The 17,536-nt window shown below is 57.9% G+C and carries 15 protein-coding genes; 7 read left to right on the plus strand and 8 right to left on the minus strand.

Features of this window, described 5'->3' with window-relative positions; all coding sequences use genetic code 11:
* Nucleotides 1–16: 16 nt before the first annotated feature.
* The 3 genes from DXT77_RS13345 to DXT77_RS13355 all read right to left on the minus strand — a co-directional run bounded on the left by DXT77_RS13345 (nt 17) and on the right by DXT77_RS13355 (nt 3,327).
* A complete protein-coding gene (locus DXT77_RS13345) occupies nt 17–1,336 on the minus strand; it encodes a PAS domain-containing methyl-accepting chemotaxis protein (protein ID WP_119427920.1) in 1,320 nt (439 codons plus the stop codon).
* Nucleotides 1,337–1,520: 184 nt separating this feature from the next.
* Nucleotides 1,521–2,573 (minus strand): diguanylate cyclase, encoded by a 1,053-nt coding sequence (locus DXT77_RS13350; RefSeq protein WP_119427949.1) that lies wholly within the window; start codon nt 2,571–2,573, stop codon nt 1,521–1,523.
* 145 nt (nt 2,574–2,718) lie between these two features.
* On the minus strand, nt 2,719–3,327 hold the full coding sequence (locus DXT77_RS13355; protein WP_119427921.1) for a TetR/AcrR family transcriptional regulator: 609 nt from the start codon (nt 3,325–3,327) through the stop codon (nt 2,719–2,721).
* Nucleotides 3,328–3,542: 215 nt separating this feature from the next.
* Between DXT77_RS13355 and DXT77_RS13360 the strand changes: the two genes are divergently transcribed.
* Nucleotides 3,543–4,595, plus strand: a complete 1,053-nt coding sequence (locus tag DXT77_RS13360; RefSeq protein ID WP_119427922.1) for an MBL fold metallo-hydrolase — start codon at nt 3,543–3,545, stop codon at nt 4,593–4,595.
* A gap of 38 nt (nt 4,596–4,633) precedes the next feature.
* Here DXT77_RS13360 and DXT77_RS13365 read toward each other — a convergent pair whose 3' ends face one another.
* Both DXT77_RS13365 and DXT77_RS13370 read right to left on the minus strand, forming a co-directional pair.
* Nucleotides 4,634–4,945: an XRE family transcriptional regulator gene (locus DXT77_RS13365; RefSeq protein ID WP_119427923.1), complete on the minus strand. Its 312-nt coding sequence runs from the start codon at nt 4,943–4,945 to the stop codon at nt 4,634–4,636.
* Between the two features lie 93 nt (nt 4,946–5,038).
* Nucleotides 5,039–5,806 carry a helix-turn-helix domain-containing protein gene (locus DXT77_RS13370; RefSeq protein WP_119427924.1) on the minus strand — a complete coding sequence of 256 codons (768 nt, stop codon included), beginning with the start codon at nt 5,804–5,806 and terminating at the stop codon, nt 5,039–5,041.
* A 112-nt stretch (nt 5,807–5,918) separates the two neighbouring features.
* Here DXT77_RS13370 and DXT77_RS13375 point away from each other — a divergent pair, with 112 nt between their 5' ends.
* The 3 genes from DXT77_RS13375 (at nt 5,919) to DXT77_RS13385 (ending at nt 9,295) form a co-directional block, all read left to right on the plus strand.
* Nucleotides 5,919–6,734: a sulfite exporter TauE/SafE family protein gene (locus tag DXT77_RS13375; protein WP_119427925.1), complete on the plus strand. Its 816-nt coding sequence runs from the start codon at nt 5,919–5,921 to the stop codon at nt 6,732–6,734.
* The gene (locus DXT77_RS13380) at nt 6,722–7,972 is read left to right on the plus strand and encodes a hypothetical protein (RefSeq protein WP_256662940.1); all 1,251 of its coding nucleotides are present in this window, start codon (nt 6,722–6,724) and stop codon (nt 7,970–7,972) included. The genes DXT77_RS13375 and DXT77_RS13380 overlap by 13 nt, the downstream gene beginning before the upstream one ends.
* 126 nt (nt 7,973–8,098) lie before the next feature.
* Entirely contained in the window at nt 8,099–9,295 is a 1,197-nt protein-coding gene (locus tag DXT77_RS13385) for a hypothetical protein (protein ID WP_119427927.1), read from the plus strand.
* 3 nt (nt 9,296–9,298) lie between these two features.
* Here the strand turns inward: DXT77_RS13385 and DXT77_RS13390 are convergent, their stop codons facing one another.
* The gene (locus DXT77_RS13390) at nt 9,299–10,285 is read right to left on the minus strand and encodes a hypothetical protein (protein ID WP_119427928.1); all 987 of its coding nucleotides are present in this window, start codon (nt 10,283–10,285) and stop codon (nt 9,299–9,301) included.
* 176 nt (nt 10,286–10,461) lie between these two features.
* On the opposite strand from DXT77_RS13390, the gene DXT77_RS13395 reads away from it, so the two are divergent.
* Complete coding sequence (locus DXT77_RS13395; RefSeq protein WP_119427929.1) at nt 10,462–11,559, plus strand: HNH endonuclease signature motif containing protein; 1,098 nt, start codon at nt 10,462–10,464, stop codon at nt 11,557–11,559.
* Nucleotides 11,560–11,725: 166 nt separating this feature from the next.
* On the opposite strand, the gene DXT77_RS13400 is transcribed toward DXT77_RS13395, so the two are convergent.
* Together DXT77_RS13400 and DXT77_RS13405 are read right to left on the minus strand one after the other, a co-directional pair.
* The gene (locus tag DXT77_RS13400; protein WP_119427930.1) at nt 11,726–12,973 is read right to left on the minus strand and encodes a ribonucleotide-diphosphate reductase subunit beta; all 1,248 of its coding nucleotides are present in this window, start codon (nt 12,971–12,973) and stop codon (nt 11,726–11,728) included.
* A 554-nt stretch (nt 12,974–13,527) separates the two neighbouring features.
* Complete coding sequence (locus tag DXT77_RS13405) at nt 13,528–13,788, minus strand: DUF2790 domain-containing protein (protein ID WP_085709715.1); 261 nt, start codon at nt 13,786–13,788, stop codon at nt 13,528–13,530.
* 394 nt (nt 13,789–14,182) lie between these two features.
* Between DXT77_RS13405 and acs the strand changes: the two genes are divergently transcribed.
* Nucleotides 14,183–16,138 (plus strand): acetate--CoA ligase, encoded by a 1,956-nt coding sequence (gene acs / locus DXT77_RS13410; protein ID WP_119427931.1) that lies wholly within the window; start codon nt 14,183–14,185, stop codon nt 16,136–16,138.
* A 610-nt stretch (nt 16,139–16,748) separates the two neighbouring features.
* Nucleotides 16,749–17,522 carry an ABC transporter substrate-binding protein gene (locus DXT77_RS13415; RefSeq protein ID WP_065261786.1) on the plus strand — a complete coding sequence of 258 codons (774 nt, stop codon included), beginning with the start codon at nt 16,749–16,751 and terminating at the stop codon, nt 17,520–17,522.
* Nucleotides 17,523–17,536: the final 14 nt, after the last annotated feature.

The raw sequence follows: 17,536 nt of genomic DNA on the forward strand, positions 1-17,536 counted from the left end.
CGTCGCCCGTGTCGGCCTAGCCCGGCGCTCGCTCGTTGGCAAACATGCTCACGGCGTCCACCGCTTCGCTGGCGCCATCGCGAATCTGCAGAATCACCGTCCCCGCCTGATCCGCCAGCTCGACGCCTTGCGCCGCACGGCCACGGGTGCCGTCCATGCTCTTGATCGCCTGACGGGTTTCGCTCTGGATCAGGCCGATCATGTTGGAAATCTCTGCCGTCGAACCGCTGGTGCGGGCCGCCAGTTGTCGCACTTCATCGGCCACCACCGCAAAACCGCGACCTTGCTCGCCGGCCCGCGCCGCCTCGATTGCCGCGTTGAGCGCCAGCAGGTTGGTCTGGTCGGCAATCGCGCGGATGGTGTTGACGATGGCGGTGATCTGCTCGGAGCGCTCGCCGAGCTGGGCGATCAGGGTCGACGACTCGGCAATGTCATCGGCGATTTCGCGCATCTCGCTGGCCGCTTGCTGGATGACTTGCGTGCCTTGCTCGGCGACTTTTCGGGTGGCGACCGAGATGTGATAGGCGGCGCTGGCGCTGCGGGCATCCTGCTCGTGCTGCTCGACCCGGGCGGTGACGTCCGAGGCGAATTTCACCACTTTGCACAGGCGCCCGGCGGCGTCGTACACCGGGTTGTAATTGGCTTCCAGCCAGACGGTTCGACCGTGTTTATCGATGCGCTCGAACTGCCCGTGGAAAAACTCGCCCTGATTGAGCCGGCGCCAGAAGTCCTGGTAAGCGCTGCTGTTGACCAGGTGCGCGGGGCAGAACAAACGGTGATGTTTGCCCTTGAGTTCGGCCTGGGTGTAGCCCATGCGCGTCAGAAAATTCTGATTGGCCGTAAGAATGTTGCCGTCGAGATCGAACTCGATCACCGCCATGGCCCGGTCGATGGCCTGCAATTTGGCGTTGGCTTCGCTTTCCTGCTGCACCTTGGCGGTGACGTCCATGGCGTACTTGACCACTTTCACCACGCGGCCCGACGCATCCTTGATCGGGTTGTAACTGGCTTCAAGCCAGATCGGCCGGCCCTGGCTGTCAACGCGTTCGAAGGTGCCGGACTGGAACTGACCGTTTTTCAACTTCGACCAAAGCTCGGTGTACTGGCTGCTGCGGGCAAATTCGGGTGGACAGAACTGGCGGTGAGACTGACCGATCACCTGTTCGGCCTTGTAGCCCGTGGTCTTCAGGAAGTTGTCGTTGGCGCGCAGGACCACGGCGTCGAGATCGAACTCGATCACCGCCATTGAGCGGTCGATGGCTTCGAGCAAACCGTATTGCTCGGTGATGGTGTGTTGCAGCTCACTGATGACGGACTGATGGCGATTGAAAAACATGCGGGGTGCGCTCCGGAAATAGGGCTGAAGTGTTGTCCCTGTTCCTGCGCTGGCCGGCCGAACGAGCTGACGACATTGGGCAATGACCACTAAAGTGCCAGTATCCAGGCTGGCGACTCGATCTTATACAAACTTATTAAACTTGTACAAGAAAGTGCGGTGTCACTTTGTCGTACAAATCCTGTCAGGCATTGGAGCGGCTCAGCGCGACGCTGATCGTGTTGCGGCCCGTATGTTTGGCGGTGTACAGCGCCTTGTCGGCATCATCCAGCCAGTGCAGCGCATCCGGGTAGGTCGGGTGGAAACGTGCCAGTCCGATACTCAGGCTGACCCGCAACTCCGGCACATCGGGATGACGGTATTGCTGCAGGGACTGGCGTAGTTGCTCCATCAGCGCTTCGGCTCTGCTCAGTGGCAGGTTGGGCAGGATCACGCAGAATTCGTCGCCGCCGTAACGGCCGGCCAGCCCGCTTTCAGTCAGCAAGGATTTGAGTTCGCGGCTGAGTTGCTGGAGCACCGCATCGCCGACGATGTGCCCGTAGCTGTCGTTGATCACCTTGAAGTGATCGACGTCGATCAGCGCGAGGGTGGCCTGGCTGTTGTGTTCGCGGCACTGCTGGAACTTGAGGTGCAGCAGGTCTTTCCAGGCACCGTGGTTAAGCAGACCGGTCAGGCTGTCGGTGCGGCTCAGGGCACTCAAGGTGCGCTTGTGTTCGGCGAGCTTGATCGCCAGCCGATAGCAGACCATGCCCAGCGCCAGCGGATAAAGAGTGAGCATCGGCAGGCACGCCCAGACCTGGGTTTGCGTTGCTGTCAGGGTGAATTTGACCCCGAACAGCGACCAGCCCAGCAAAACGCCGATCACCTGGGCGAGGGCGCCGAGCAGAAACAGACGCCTGCCGCCAGCGGCGACATTGTTCATGGTCATCATCGACAGAATGGTCACGGTGACCAGCGGGTTGAACTGGAAGCACGCGGTCCAGAAGCCGCCGAACACCGAGTCATAGAGCAAATTGCGGCGCTCGGCGCGGTAGGGGAAAGCCGAGCGGGTCGACCATTGGTAGGCGACGTGGGGCCAGAAAAATCCGTTGAACAGCAGCAGCGCCCAGAGCCACGCCGGCACATTCAATGGATACAGCGCGGCGCCGACGCTGAAGAAACCGATCCCCAATCCAATGGCACGAGGCAAATAGATACGTCTGGCGAATGACAAGCCTTTGCCGCGTTGGTTTTCCATGATGTTCTTCGCCAGATTCATTCTGAAACACTTTGCAGTGTAATTCTTCAGAGCGACCGTTCATCGGTCAATGACAGACATTGTCATTTATTCCAGCGGGAAAATTCAGTGTCCTTGTGAGCCATTTACGCGGCGCAGACGTGATCTAGAGCTGGTAGCAGGCCAGGAACATGTCCAGTGCCGAATCGACCACGGCATTTTGCGTGGCGCTGTCGAGCGAGGGCTGGCCCATGGAAATCTGTGGCCAGAAGGCGAAGGATTTGAGCAGCCCCTGTAGCTGATGCGCGGCGAACTCCGGATCGACCGCTTTCAACCGGCCATCTGCCTGGGCGGCGCGAATCCACACGGTCACGCTTTCCTCACGTTCGCCCATGCGCGCCACCATGTTCTGCGCACGTTCTGGCGAGTGGATCGCGGCGGCGATGGCGACCCGGGCCAAATCCATGAAATTGTCGTCCGCCATCATCTGCAGTTTGGCCAGCAGCATCGTTCGCAGTTGATCGCGCAAGGGTTGGTCGGGCTGGTACGACACGGCTTGCTCGGTGCTGACCCGTGCCCACAACTGGTTGAGAATTTCGGCGAACAGCTCTTCCTTGCTGGGAAAGTGGTTGTACACCGTGCGCTTCGACACCCCGGCGGTGGCCGCGATCTTGTCCATGCTGGTGACCTCGAAACCGTTGGCACGGAATTCGGAAATGGCCGCCAGGATGATGGCTTCGCGTTTGCGGTCGGTAAGGCGCGTTGGAGCTGTCATAAATTCGATTCGGCAGGAAAAAAGAGGAAATTACACTCGGCAGTTTACTTGTCATCCGGTTTGATGCAACCTAGAAAGTATACCGATCAGTGTAATGTTGCGTTAATCGGTGCAACCTAAAACCAGATGTCCGGCTGATGCGTGCATGCCTTGGCCATTTATCGTCCCACCGTGGAAAACCGTGAATTGCGCGGTTTTTCTGGAGTCATTCAGTCATGGCCAAATCAATTTCTTCCGCGGTCAGTCCTGTACCTGAAGCTTCGCGCCAGGCCGAAGGGACATTCCGCAACCACGCGCCGGTGCAGCGCGAAGGTGTGCGCAAGATGCTGCGCATCATGTGGAACATGATCTTCCACAAACCGCGCAACACCCGACCTGCGTCGGCCATTCCCGTGCAGCCCTTGACCCGCGCCGACCTGCTTGCCGCGCCGAATCACAGTGTCTATCGCCTCGGTCACTCGACCCTGCTGCTGAAACTGCAAGACAAGTTCTGGATCACCGACCCGGTATTCGCCGAGCGCGCCTCGCCCGTGCAATGGGCCGGCCCGAAACGCTTCCACCAGCCGCCGATCAGCATCGACGAGTTGCCACCGATCGAAGCCGTGATCCTGTCGCACAACCACTACGACCACCTCGACTACGAAGCGGTGTTGCAACTGGCAGACAAGGTCAACGTGTTCCTGACCCCGCTGGGCGTCGGCGACACGTTGGTCAAATGGGGTATCGATGCCAGCAAGATCCGCCAGTTCGACTGGTGGCAGGGCACCGAGGTCGCCGGCATCCGTTTCATCGCCACCCCGTCGCAGCACTTCTCTGGCCGTGGCCTGTTCGATGGCAACCAGACCCTGTGGGCTTCGTGGGTGATCATCGACGGCGACACGCGGATTTTCTTCAGCGGCGACAGCGGCTACTTCGATGGCTTCAAACGCATCGGCGAACAGTTCGGCCCGTTCGACCTGACCCTGATGGAAACCGGCGCCTACAACGTCGAATGGCCCCACGTGCACATGCAACCGGAAGAAACCCTGCAAGCTCACATCGACCTCAAGGGGCGCTGGCTGTTTCCGATCCACAACGGCACGTTCGATCTGGCGATGCATGCCTGGCATGAACCGTTCGATCGCATTCTTGCACTGGCCTGGGAGCGCAGTGTTTCCATCACCACCCCGCAAATGGGCGAGGCGTTCAACCTGGCACAGCCGCAACGCGGGAATGCGTGGTGGCTGGCGGTTGAAGGGGAGAGTGAGGCGGTGGTGCAGGGGGCCTGACTCACTGATGAAGGTTCGCCTCCATGAGGCGAACCGGATCACTCCGCCATCGCATAATCCCCACGCACCGATTCGGCAGTCGAACCATTGCTTGTCGAACGCCCCGGCGCAAACCCCGGAAAAAACACCAACCCCTGCGCCTCAAACCGATAGGTCAACGCCAGCCGCGCCGCATCTGCCACGTCCTGCTGCGCCTCGAACCGCTGGATGTCGTCTACCGAAACCCCTGTCTCCCACGACAGTTGTTCCACGCTCCAGCCCAACATCCCTCGGGCCTGGACGCAGTGGGTCGGGGTGAACTGGAAAAGGGCGATACGTTCGAGGATGAGGTTCATCGCTGAAGAGGCCATGGTGTGCTCCGGGCTCGAGAGTGCTGATGGAAAATATACTGTGTTTTTGTACAGTTGTTTTCGGCCGGGATCAAACGCATTTTTTGATTTGCCCTAGTTCGCCGCCTCCAACCAGACGGACGGTGCCTGACCGAGGATCCGACGGAACATCGTCGAGAACGCCGCCGGGCTGTCATAGCCGAAATCCAGGGCAATCCGCGTCACCGCTTCACCCGCCGCCAGTCGTGCCAGCGCCAGTACCACGCAGGCGCGCTGGCGCCATTGACTGAAACTCAGGCCAGTTTGCTGACGAAACAGTCTGTTGAAGGTACGCAAGCTTATGTGCAACTTATCGGCCCATTGCTGGGGGGATTGGTGGGCATTCGGCTGTTGCAGAAAGGTCTGACACAGTTCGAGCAGTCTTCCGTCAGACGGCAGCGGGATATGCAAGGGAAGTGGCGCACTCCGCTGCAATTCATGCAGCAACAAGTCGATCAGCACGCCGTCACGCCCGGTCAGGTCATAGGTCAGCGGCAGCTCCACGGCTTCCATCAGCAATTGCCGCATCAACGACGACACACTGATCACCTGACAACGCTCACCCAGATCCGCTGCCCCCGGCTCGATATACAAACTGCGAGTGCTGACCCCCAGCATCAACACCTCATGCGCCACCCCCGGCGGAATCCACACCGCCCGCTGCGGCGGCACTACCCAGTTGCCGTCATGCGTGCTGACCTGCATCACCCCGGTCGCGCCGTACAACAATTGCGCCCGCCGATGCGTATGACGTGGCAACAGATAGCCGTGGGAATAATCCGTACCGATCGCCACCACCGTGCGCGGCGTGTCATCCAGCAGATTGATCGAAACATTGCGCATCGAGCGGCACCCGGCAATTGGCGTAAACGCAAACATTATTGGCTGACTTGCTGAAGCAGGCCAAGCGCCGCCGCTCTATCGTCGACCGCTCCCAAACAACGGACGACGCGCCATGTTCTACCTCCTGCTGACACTCTTCGGCTGCCTGACCGGCGTTACTGCCGTGCTCTTCGGATTCGGCGGCGGCTTCGTCGTCGTGCCCCTGCTGTACCGCATGCTCACCGCCAGCCACGGCGCCGACGACCCGGTCAGCCAATCCGCCATGCACATCGCCGTCGCCACCTCGACCTGCGTGATGATCGTCAACGCCCTGGTCGCCACCGAAAAACACCGCCGCGCCGGCAACCTCATCCGTGACTACCTGTGGCCCCTGGGCGGTTTCATCGGATTGGGCGCGGTCGTCGGCGCAATCGCAGCGGTGTGGGTCAGCGGCGAAGTCATTCGGTATGCCTTCATCGCTTACCTCGGCGTGACGATTATTGATTGCCTGCTGCGACGAGGGTTTCTCATACAGTCCGAAGGCGCCATCCCACGTCGATTGAGAACAGTGGAAACGTCTGGCGGCGGTGTAGGCATTGGCGCCATCGCAACCTTTCTCGGCGTAGGAGGAAGCGTCATGACCGTGCCGTTATTGCGGCGTTGCGGGTTGAGCATGTCGCAGGCCACTTCCATGGCCAATCCATTGAGCGTGCCGGTGGCGCTGGCGGGGACGCTGACTTACATGTTGATGGCGGGGTTCAGCGAGACAGACCTTGGACCATGGTTTATCGGGTATGTGGATCTGCTGGCGTTTGCGGTGCTGACGCTGGGCTCGATGCTGGGGATTCGACTGGCGACGCCGTGGATCGGGCGGATAGCGGATCGGGTGCATGCTTGGGTGTATATCGGTCTGCTCATGATGGTGATGATCAGCATGTGCTTGAGCTGATAACGAAGACCTCGATTCCCCCGCACAAGCTCGACATAATCCACGGCTATTTTTCGCGGGCAGTTGCTCGTTTATTCAAGGATGAAGTGATGTTCCGAGGACTGATACGCCTTTTCGCTGCTCTTTTACTGACGGGATTGTTTGTCTCGACGGCAACTCGGGCCGATAACGGCGCGCAGGTGTACACCGGCACCTTGGGCAAAGCGGCTATCGTCCTCGAAATAAATCCTCGCACTGGAGAAGGTCGTTACTTCTATAAGAAGTACCGCAAGGATCTGTCACTCGACGGTGTCCTGGACGGGGAAACACTGGTGCTGGAAGAAGGTTCGCGAATGGAAGACTCGCGCCCGACCCTTCGTCTGCAGCCGACAGCTAATGGTTGGAGTGGCGAGTGGACAAGTACTGCCGGTAAGACTCTGAAGATTGAGTTAGAGCCAGCCGTCATCCCCGAAGTGCCCGCCGATGCCTTGCCCTTTTTCACCACACTTCACGATAAGTACCCTTACGAATATCTGCGGCTGCAAGGCGTCACACTCAAAAAAGGCAAGACCGACACCTTCATGGGCTACACGCTGCAGTGGTGGACCGAGCCGAAGACTGACACTTCCCTGTTTGAAGTGGTGTCCGGTTACTCCCTCGAAGAGCGTCGACGTATCAACCAAAAATTGATGGCGCGTTTGTGGGGCGAAGTGTTGTCTTCTTATGGTTGTTCCGGCAGTTACGCACAGTGGAGCCAGCCACTGTGGATGTCGTCCACCGTGATGAGTGTGCGGATTTCATCGGACTATTACTGCGGTGGCGCCTATCCGGATCAAAGCCACGACGCGCTCAACATCGATACCAAGACAGGCAAGCTTCTGACCCTGGATGATGTTATGTGGGTGGGGCATGGCAAGCCATTGCACTACGAGGAATATGAAGATTTCGCCGCAGACTCCCCCGGCTCCTCTACAGCGTGGTCGAACTACCGCGCCAATGAACTGGCACCCTGGTTGGTCGCACAGTTTCTGAAACTCTACCCCAACGAAATGACCATCACCGCCGAGGGTGAAAACGATTGCGGCTACAACGAGGATTATCCCTGGCATTATCCGGGTTGGCACTTCACGGAACAGGGCATCAACATCGAGCCATCATTTCCGCACGTCGCAGCGGTCTGCGGATTCGTAGACTGGAGCGTTCTACCGTACAACATCGTCAAACAACATCCGGGTGGTGCTGCACTGCAACTGCCGTGAGACGACTTTAACTTTCAAAGGCAGATCCTCGATTAGCGGGCCCAACCCCGCCATAATCTGCCGCGAATTTCCCAGCGCCGGCAGCCAAACGCCGTCGCAACCTCCGAATTATTCAGGGATCAATCAATGTTCAAGGGACTGATGCGCCTGGCGCCATGCGCTGCTGTGCTGTTCTCAATGCTGTCCACCGCGCATGCCGAAGATAACCGGCTGGTATTCACCGGCACGTTGGGCAAAATGCCGATCGTGTTCGAAGTCGATACCAGCGACCCGGAGCAAGTCACCGGCCGCTACTTCTATGAGAAATTTCACCGCGATCTAGAGCTTAACGGCACCTATAAAAATGACGTCTTGCTGCTCACAGAGGGTAGTGATCGTATGGCTCCGGGCAAGCCGTTACCGACACTGAAACTGCAACAGATTGATGGCGGCTGGAAGGGCGAATGGCAAAACCCAAAAGGCAAAAAGTTGCCTGTACTGGTCACCGATACGCCGCTTCCGGAAGTGCCAGCGAATGCATTGCCCTACATCGCCAAGTTGCCCAAGACCGAGCCTTACGAATACCTACGGCTTCAGGGTCTGAAACTCAAACCCGGTAAAAAGCAGGACTTCATGGGCTACACCCTGCAATGGTGGGAAGAGCCTGATACCAAGATGACCATGTTCAGCATCGAATCCGGGATGCCAAAAGAAGATCTGCAGCGGGTTAACCAGCAATTGCTCGGGCGCTTGTGGGACGAGGCCATCAGTTACTACGGTTGCCAGCTGCGCGGTCGCGGTTATGCTGAATTCCTCCAGAATGTTACTCCGACGTTTATCTCGCCCAGTGTGATCAGCCTGAACATTTCAACCAGCTACGACTGCGGCGGCGCGCACCCGGACTTCGGCGATTCGCCACTCAACATCGATGTAAAAACCGGCCACCCGTTGTCGCTCGAAGACGTGCTCTGGGTGGGCGAGGGCCAACCAATCCTTCACGCTGACCGTTACCGAGGCGGTGACCAGCCGTTGACCGAGGCCGAAGATGCCGCGCGCTCCAAGTATCAAAGCGAAGTATTTATGCCGTGGCTGATCAAACAACTCACCGCGCTGTACCCGGATGAAATGAAGAAACCTGCGGAGGGAGATGAAGACAGTTGCGACTTCACCAACGAAGACAACTGGGGCTATTCCAACTGGCACTTCACCGAAAAAGGTTTGTACCTGGGCGCATATTTCGCCCGCGTAGAGCGAGCCTGCGATTCGCCTGACTGGTCGATCCTGCCGTACTCCCTGATCAAGCAACACCCCGGCGCCGTCAAACTGCAACTGCCCCAAGGCTAACCCTCACGCCAGACCCGGCGCTTCACGAATGATGAAGTGATCCAGGTTCTCGATATTGGCATTGAAGACCTCGAAAGGCTTTTCGGGGTTCTTCTTGCCCGGCACCTGCTTCAACTCCGGCGTCACACCATAAAAGAAGCAGAACAACTCCTTGTCGCTGTCGATCGCGTGCTTGATCTCCTCCAGAAACGCCTTGCGCTTGCGGTAGTTGTCGATCAGCTTCTTGTTGAGATAGACACTCACCGGATATGGCTTCTTCTTGCTGTCATCCGGCTTCTTGAACCAGACCTTGTCCTCGAAATCGATCCGGAAACTGGCGCTGTGAAAGTCCTCGATCTTCTTGATCCGGCCCCAGTAAATCAGCCCCTTGTTGTCCATCAAGTACTCGATCTTCTTGAAGAACGAACTGTACGGCGCCGTATGCTCGCCAATCTTCAATGGCATGCGCTTGAGCAAATCCTTGTCCGCGAAGTTCGACACAAAACACTCCACGGGGTGAGCGAAGACGCTGGTCTTGTCCGGCGCCGTCTCACGACTGGGCGACTCTTTCGAGGGGGTAGCCGCCCCCCGCACCGGATCATCCCGCAACACATCCGCCGCCCCCGCAGGCGCAGCAGGCTTGCGCACATACTCACGACGCGTCAGCAACAACTCCGACGGGAAATACTCCTCCCGACCGTCATCCGATTCCCCATCCGCCGCCTCAACCCCCGACGCCGACGTCTTCAAACTCACATACGGACAACCCGCCACATGCTGCGTACCGGGCAGATTCTTGAAGTGCGGCGTGCGCACGTAATTCACGTTCTTGGCGTTGAACGTACCCAACTCGTTGGAAGCATCGAACGCCAAACGACAGGCGTCGTTGGGGCACTGGAAATGCTCCTTCGCAGAATCGAACGCCACCGTCTCATCGAAATTGAGATCGCGAACGTCATAGATCGACAGTTTGTCGTCGAGGCTGAGGCAGTAGGCGAGGTCGAATTTCATGGTGGGGCTCGGGTCCTTGAGTGGGGGGAGGGGTATTAATAGCGGGAGGTCAGTTATGGCGCACGGTTGAGCGTCTATAAATAGTGGCTTTTTGCTCTGTTACGCATTGAAACCCTTTCGCACTTTGGTGAGTATAGGAATTTTCCTACAGCTAAAGTCGATAAAGGGCAGCTTCCGTGGTGATCAAAGCAGTATCGAAGGAACGAATAAGCAACGCGATGCTGGAATTTGATCATAAATTTCGGGGCAGGCGTGAATGGCAAAGTTGGGAAAGTAACCAAGCCCACCGTTATGCCATTAACGCAGGCGGTGAGCTCTATCCTGCGAAGAAAATCGTCTCATTAGCGACCGGTCTTGCTGTCGGAGATTTTTCCGGGGGGCATCCGACCAACAGCTACCTAGAAAAGCGAGGCTTCACAGTTGTGGAGTTACCGCGTGGGGAAGCTCAACCTCTATTGCAGTTCACACATAATGCGGTTTACGACCGAAGAACTGAGATCAACGGACCGTTCGGTGGAAGTCGACAAAGCGGAATTGCAGCGTCTTCCACCTACCCCGTGATTTTTTTGTTCACGGGCGATAGCGGAGAGCAATACGGCTACAGCGACGGATGGGAAGACGGCGCTTATCTATACACCGGAGAAGGACAGCAAGGTCCAATGACATTGACTCGCGGAAACCGAGCCATTGCTCGGCATGCCGAGGATGGTCGAGCTCTGCACATGTTTAGGTCCCTCGGCAAAGGAAAAGGCTACGTTTACGAGGGGGAGTTTTCTTGCGCCGACATGTTTAAACGTAACCAATTGGATGTGAAAGGCGAGACTCGGACGGCGATTGTTTTTCGGCTAGTCCCTGTTGGTTTTCCGAGTGAAATGATTGAGTCTGAAGTGGAGAATGAGGAAGAGGCTGACTTCCCGGACTCTTTGGCCGCTGCGCGTTTGGTTGCGTTGGCGGCATGCAAGCCAGGGAGTGATGATTTAAAACAATCCGGTCCCCGTAAGATCTATCAGCGCAGCCGTAAGGTTGCGCACTATGTGCTGATGCGTGCCAAAGGCGCATGCGAGAGCTGTGAGCGGCCGGCTCCTTTCACGAAAAAGGACGGCACACCTTACTTGGAGCCGCATCACGTAAACCGAGTCTCCGATGGCGGGTTAGACCACCCACGGTATGTGGCGGCCGTGTGTCCAAGTTGTCACCGGGAGATTCATTCTGGGGTGCACGGAGTGGCGGTGAATGAAAGACTGAAGCAGCGATTAGAAGTAATTGAAGGTTGATTTAGATGGGAGCCAAGACAGTAGCGCCGTTGCCGACGACAAGCATTAGCTAACCCATTGGGAAGAGAATTCGCTGCCAATAAAAAGCCCCGATCAAATCGGGGCTTCTTGCTTTCTCGACTCGACGACTCAAGCAGCAGTCGTCAAACCGTGGCGAGCGAGACCATTAGTCCCAGCTCAACGCCCCACCAGTCTGATACTCAATAACCCGAGTCTCAAAGAAATTCTTCTCCTTCTTCAAGTCCATGATCTCGCTCATCCAAGGGAACGGGTTAGTGGTCCCTGGGTACTCTTCCTTCAAACCGATCTGCGACAGACGACGGTTAGCGATGAACTTCAGGTAGTCCTCCATCATCGCAGCATTCATACCCAGCACACCGCGAGGCATGGTGTCGCGGGCGTATTCGATTTCCAGCTGAGTGCCCTGCAGGATCATTTGCGAGGCTTCTTCCTTCATTTCGGCGTCCCACAGGTGTGGGTTTTCGATTTTGATCTGGTTGATCACGTCGATGCCGAAGTTCAGGTGCATGGATTCGTCGCGCAGGATGTACTGGAACTGCTCGGCGACGCCGGTCATTTTGTTGCGGCGGCCCATGGAGAGGATCTGGGTGAAGCCGCAGTAGAAGAAGATGCCTTCCAGAACGCAGTAGTAGGCGATCAGGTTGCGCAGCAGTTCTTTGTCGGTCTCGACGGTGCCGGTGTTGAATTCCGGGTTGGAGATGGCGCGGGTGTATTTCAGGCCCCAGGCGGCTTTTTTCGCGACCGACGGGATCTCGTGGTACATGTTGAAGATCTCGCCTTCATCCATGCCCAGAGATTCGATGCAGTACTGGTAGGCGTGGGTGTGGATCGCCTCTTCGAACGCCTGGCGCAGGATGTACTGGCGGCATTCCGGGTTGGTGATCAGGCGGTACACGGCCAGGGCCAGGTTGTTGGCAACCAGGGAGTCGGCGGTGGAGAAGAAGCCGAGGTTGCGCATCACGATGCGGCGCTCGTCGTCGGTCAGGCCTTCCGGGTTTTTCCAGAGGGCGATGTCGGCGGTCATGTTGACTTCTTGCGGCATCCAGTGGTTTGCGCAGCCGTCCAGGTATTTCTGCCAGGCCCAGTCGTACTTGAATGGCACGAGCTGGTTGAGGTCGGCGCGGCAGTTGATCATGCGCTTTTCGTCAACGGCGACACGGGCGGCGGAGCCTTCGAGTTCGGCGAGGCCTTCGGCGACGTCGAGGGAATCCAGTGCAGCCTTGGCGCGGGCCACGGCGGCCGAGTCTTCGGCGGTCACGGCGCGGGCTTCGAGGGCGGCGGCACCGCCGGCGCTGTCGAGGCGGTCCATGTTGGCTTCGGTAGCGTGGCCGGCGTTGGCGCCTTTTACCGCTACTTCACTGTCTTCTTTGTCGAATTCGTCCCAGCTCAGCATGACGTGTCGTCTCCTGCGTGAGGGCCTGTGCCCGTGTGAAAACTGATTGGTTGGTTTTTCACACGGCCGTACAGGCCGCGTTGGATGTCGTTTTTTGCAGCGGTGCAACGCAGGCAATAAACAGAAAATTTTTACGGGTTTCCGAGAGCCTCTGACGGGCGCGAGTCAGCGTGGACGCTGCTGCGGGGCTTCAGAATGGCTTTGATCCCTGTAAGGGAATATTGCTGACCCGATTGGGCGGCATTATAGGGAAAAAAACACCGGCGTGGGGGAGGGCGAAACAGCGCAGGGCGGTCGAGCGGGAGGGTGATTTCGTTTGGAGCGAGGGTTTACAGGGCTTTCGCCGGGATTGGCCCCGGAGAAATTTTTTTCATTAATTTTTCTGCGTGTGATTGGTTGCTCAAAAAACGAGCAAAAAACCGCGTTTTTCACTATATCTTGTGTTTTGCAACCCTTTTACGTCCCTTCAAACACAACTGAGCCCGACCGAAGCCGGGCTGGAATCGACCCTCGATGTTGCGCTGAGCGATCCGATTCGGTGCAGTCTCAAACCATCAATTGGTGCAGCCGTTACCCATCACGCTGTAACGCAGGATGTGACGCTGGCCAGTGGAGTCGTCGTACTCCATTTTCATCGGGACCACTTCGCAGACATTCGGAACTTCGCTCATCGATACAACTTTGGCGATGTCCAGGTGAGTGGAGTAAGTGTATTCCTCGATGGCCGGTTGTTGCTGTGCGACATCAGTCGGGACCTCGTCTGCCATGGCGGTTGCGCACAGACTGCTGAGGGCCAGAACCAATAAAGCTTTCATTTGAAATTTACCTTCTTGAGGTCGAGTGGGGTCACGCAACCTTTTTGGGGTTGCGTGTGGAACTTCATCGTTTTGGTTTGTTACTTCAGAGCTGGATTAACGGCCTTCGTGGGGGCTGTAACGTTGTTAATCACTTTGCCTTGTCGGCGAGGCAGATTTTAGGGAGGCGGGGTGGGTGTAAACAGATGGGGTTTTGATAAACACCTTTGGCAGATTTGGTAACAATCGCTGCCGGGCCAGTAGATTCAAGGCCTGCGAGACGATCGGGGGCAAGCATCGGGATTATCGCCACGACCTGTAGGGGCTTGTTACTACCATCGTCGAATGGTTCTATACGGTCGCCCCGGCTACAACAGGGTCATACAAAAACAACTATTACACCGAGGTAGGAAAGATGAGTGCGGCTTCTCTGTATCCCGTTCGTCCCGAGGTTCTGGCCAATACGCTGACCGACGAGGCGACCTACAAAGCCATGTACCAGCAGTCGGTCGTCAACCCTGACGGCTTCTGGCGCGAACAAGCCAAGCGCCTCGACTGGATCAAGCCTTTCACCACGGTGAAGCAGACTTCGTTCGACGACCACCATGTCGACATCAAGTGGTTCGCCGACGGCACCCTGAACGTTTCCTATAACTGCCTCGACCGCCATCTGGCCGAGCGCGGCGATCAGGTCGCCATCATCTGGGAAGGCGACGATCCTTCCGAAAGCCGCAACATCACCTACCGCGAACTGCACGAACAAGTCTGCAAGTTCGCCAACGCCCTGCGTGGCCAGGACGTGCACCGCGGCGACGTGGTGACCATTTATATGCCGATGATCCCCGAAGCCGTGGTCGCCATGCTGGCCTGCACCCGGATCGGCGCGATTCACTCGGTGGTGTTCGGCGGTTTTTCGCCGGAAGCCCTGGCCGGTCGCATCATCGACTGCCGCTCGAAAGTGGTGATCACCGCTGACGAAGGCATTCGTGCCGGCAAGAAGATTTCCCTCAAGGCCAACGTCGACGACGCCCTGACCAACCCGGAAACCAACAGCATCCAGAAAGTCATCGTGTGCAAGCGCACCGGTGGCGACATCAAGTGGAACCAGCATCGCGACATCTGGTACGAAGACCTGATGAAAGTGGCGGGCACTGTCTGCGCGCCGAAAGAGATGGGCGCCGAAGAAGCACTGTTCATCCTTTATACCTCCGGCTCCACCGGCAAGCCGAAGGGCGTGCAGCACACCACCGGCGGTTACTTGCTGTACGCAGCGATGACCCATGAGCGCGTGTTCGACTACCGTCCGGGCGAAATCTACTGGTGCACCGCCGACGTCGGCTGGGTTACCGGTCACTCCTACATCGTTTACGGCCCGCTGGCCAACGGCGCGACCACGCTGCTGTTCGAAGGCGTGCCGAACTACCCGGACATCACCCGGGTGGCGAAGATCGTCGACAAGCACAAGGTCAACATCCTCTACACCGCGCCGACCGCGATCCGCGCGATGATGGCCTCCGGCACCGCCGCAGTCGAAGGTGCGGACGGTAGCAGTTTGCGTCTGCTGGGTTCGGTGGGCGAGCCGATCAACCCGGAAGCCTGGGACTGGTATTACAAGAACGTCGGCAAGTCCCGTTGCCCGATTGTCGACACCTGGTGGCAGACCGAAACCGGCGGCAACATGATGAGCCCGCTGCCGGGTGCTCATACCCTGAAGCCGGGTTCGGCCGCACGTCCGTTCTTCGGTGTAGTGCCGGCGCTGGTGGACAACCTCGGCAACATCATCGAGGGCGAGGCCGAAGGCAATCTGGTGATTCTCGATTCGTGGCCGGGTCAGGCGCGCACCCTGTACGGCGACCACGACCGTTTCGTCGACACCTACTTCAAGACCTTCCGTGGCATGTACTTCACCGGTGACGGCGCCCGTCGCGATGCCGATGGTTACTACTGGATCACCGGTCGCGTGGATGACGTGCTCAACGTCTCCGGCCACCGCATGGGTACGGCCGAGATCGAAAGTGCGATGGTCGCTCACCCGAAAGTCGCCGAAGCGGCGGTGGTCGGTGTGCCGCACGACATCAAGGGGCAGGGCATCTATGTCTACGTCACCTTGAAGAATGGCGAAGAGCCGAGCGAGCAACTGCGCCTGGAACTGAAGAACTGGGTGCGCAAGGAGATCGGGCCGATTGCTTCACCGGACGTGATCCAGTGGGCGCCGGGGCTGCCGAAGACCCGTTCGGGCAAGATCATGCGCCGCATCCTGCGCAAGATCGCCACCGCCGAGTACGAAGGCCTGGGCGACATCTCCACCCTGGCCGATCCAGGCGTGGTGCAGCATCTGATCGACACCCACAAGACCATGAACGTCGCGTAAGCGGCGGGTCTGAAGGCTGAAAAGCCCCGTCCGGCATTGCGCCGGGCGGGGCTTTTTGTTTTCGATCGTTCCCACGCGGAGCGTGGGAACGATCAGTGACGGGGGAATCTTCGGCCAATAATTATCGAATTGCTCCGTCAGCCCATTCCCATTGTTACCCGTCAGCCTTCAAGTAACCGAATGTGTAACCGCCCGCCCCGCAACGGGGCAATGAGAAACGCATCGCCCCGTTTTAGAGCCTCAGAACGACCGGTGAAAAATAAGACATCACCCCGCGCTTGCCGGATTAGAAGGGTTTGCGAATAATAGGCCCGCAATTTGCAGCATAGATCGGTTCACTGTCTTTCGCTCTTGCATGAAATTGCGGAGCTGTCAATGTGCTTAAGCGGGTTTCTCGGTGCTTCTGTAATTAGTTGTCGCATTGAAGAAATATCGGCTTCGGGCCTGTCGTTAGAATGCCGATCACTCGCTCGTCGTGGCTCGCGTTGAAGCCTTCAGGGTTTTGTTCGGAAATATCCCACGCACGCAGCAACCGCTTTCGTTCCACCCATTCGCATATTGGGCTGTCGCTCACTCTGCCGTTTTTGCCCTTTACCGATGGAGTCCCAAGATGAAGAAACTTGTGCTGCTTGGCGCCCTGGCACTGTCCGTGCTGTCCTTGCCGACATTCGCCGATGAAAAGCCTCTGAAGATCGGTATCGAAGCGGCTTACCCTCCATTCGCATCCAAAGCCCCGGACGGCAGCATCGTCGGTTTCGACTACGACATCGGCAACGCACTGTGCGAAGAAATGAAGGTCAAGTGCCAGTGGGTCGAGCAAGAATTCGACGGTCTGATCCCGGCACTGAAAGTGCGCAAGATCGACGCGATCCTCTCGTCCATGTCGATCACTGAAGACCGCAAGAAGTCCGTGGACTTCACCAACAAGTACTACAACACCCCGGCCCGCCTGGTCATGAAGGAAGGCACCGTGGTCAGCGACAAGCTGACCGAGCTCAAGGGCAAGAACATTGGCGTGCAGCGTGGTTCGATCCACGAGCGCTTCGCCCGTGAAGTCCTGGCTCCGCTGGGTGCCGAGATCAAGCCATACGGCTCGCAGAACGAAATCTACCTCGACGTGGCCGCCGGTCGCCTCGACGGCACCGTGGCTGACGCCACCCTGCTGAACGACGGCTTCCTGAAAACCGACGCCGGCAAAGGCTTTGCGTTCGTCGGCCCGCAGTTCACCGATGAAAAATACTTCGGCGACGGCGTAGGCATCGCGGTACGCAAGGGCGACGCCCTGAAAGACAAGATCAATACTGCCATCGCGGCCATCCGCGAAAACGGCAAGTACAAGCAAATCCAGGACAAGTACTTCGACTTCGACATTTACGGCAAGTAAAGACGTCGCTCGAC

This window comes from Pseudomonas sp. 91RF, from assembly GCF_003576265.1.
GTDB classification, from domain to species: Bacteria; Pseudomonadota; Gammaproteobacteria; order Pseudomonadales; family Pseudomonadaceae; genus Aquipseudomonas; species Aquipseudomonas kribbensis.

Excerpts from the sequence above, each read along its gene's own strand:
- DXT77_RS13385 (WP_119427927.1), top strand. The coding sequence starts at position 8,099 with ATGTTCAAGGGACTGATGCGCCTGGCGCCATGCGCTGCTGTGCTGTTC.
- DXT77_RS13350 (WP_119427949.1), bottom strand. The coding sequence starts at position 2,573 with ATGGAAAACCAACGCGGCAAAGGCTTGTCATTCGCCAGACGTATCTAT.
- DXT77_RS13415 (WP_065261786.1), top strand. The coding sequence starts at position 16,749 with ATGAAGAAACTTGTGCTGCTTGGCGCCCTGGCACTGTCCGTGCTGTCC.
- DXT77_RS13400 (WP_119427930.1), bottom strand. The coding sequence starts at position 12,973 with ATGCTGAGCTGGGACGAATTCGACAAAGAAGACAGTGAAGTAGCGGTA.
- DXT77_RS13405 (WP_085709715.1), bottom strand. The coding sequence starts at position 13,788 with ATGAAAGCTTTATTGGTTCTGGCCCTCAGCAGTCTGTGCGCAACCGCC.
- DXT77_RS13360 (WP_119427922.1), top strand. The coding sequence starts at position 3,543 with ATGGCCAAATCAATTTCTTCCGCGGTCAGTCCTGTACCTGAAGCTTCG.
- DXT77_RS13365 (WP_119427923.1), bottom strand. The coding sequence starts at position 4,945 with ATGGCCTCTTCAGCGATGAACCTCATCCTCGAACGTATCGCCCTTTTC.
- DXT77_RS13355 (WP_119427921.1), bottom strand. The coding sequence starts at position 3,327 with ATGACAGCTCCAACGCGCCTTACCGACCGCAAACGCGAAGCCATCATC.
- DXT77_RS13375 (WP_119427925.1), top strand. The coding sequence starts at position 5,919 with ATGTTCTACCTCCTGCTGACACTCTTCGGCTGCCTGACCGGCGTTACT.
- DXT77_RS13370 (WP_119427924.1), bottom strand. The coding sequence starts at position 5,806 with ATGCGCAATGTTTCGATCAATCTGCTGGATGACACGCCGCGCACGGTG.
- DXT77_RS13390 (WP_119427928.1), bottom strand. The coding sequence starts at position 10,285 with ATGAAATTCGACCTCGCCTACTGCCTCAGCCTCGACGACAAACTGTCG.
- acs (WP_119427931.1), top strand. The coding sequence starts at position 14,183 with ATGAGTGCGGCTTCTCTGTATCCCGTTCGTCCCGAGGTTCTGGCCAAT.
- DXT77_RS13345 (WP_119427920.1), bottom strand. The coding sequence starts at position 1,336 with ATGTTTTTCAATCGCCATCAGTCCGTCATCAGTGAGCTGCAACACACC.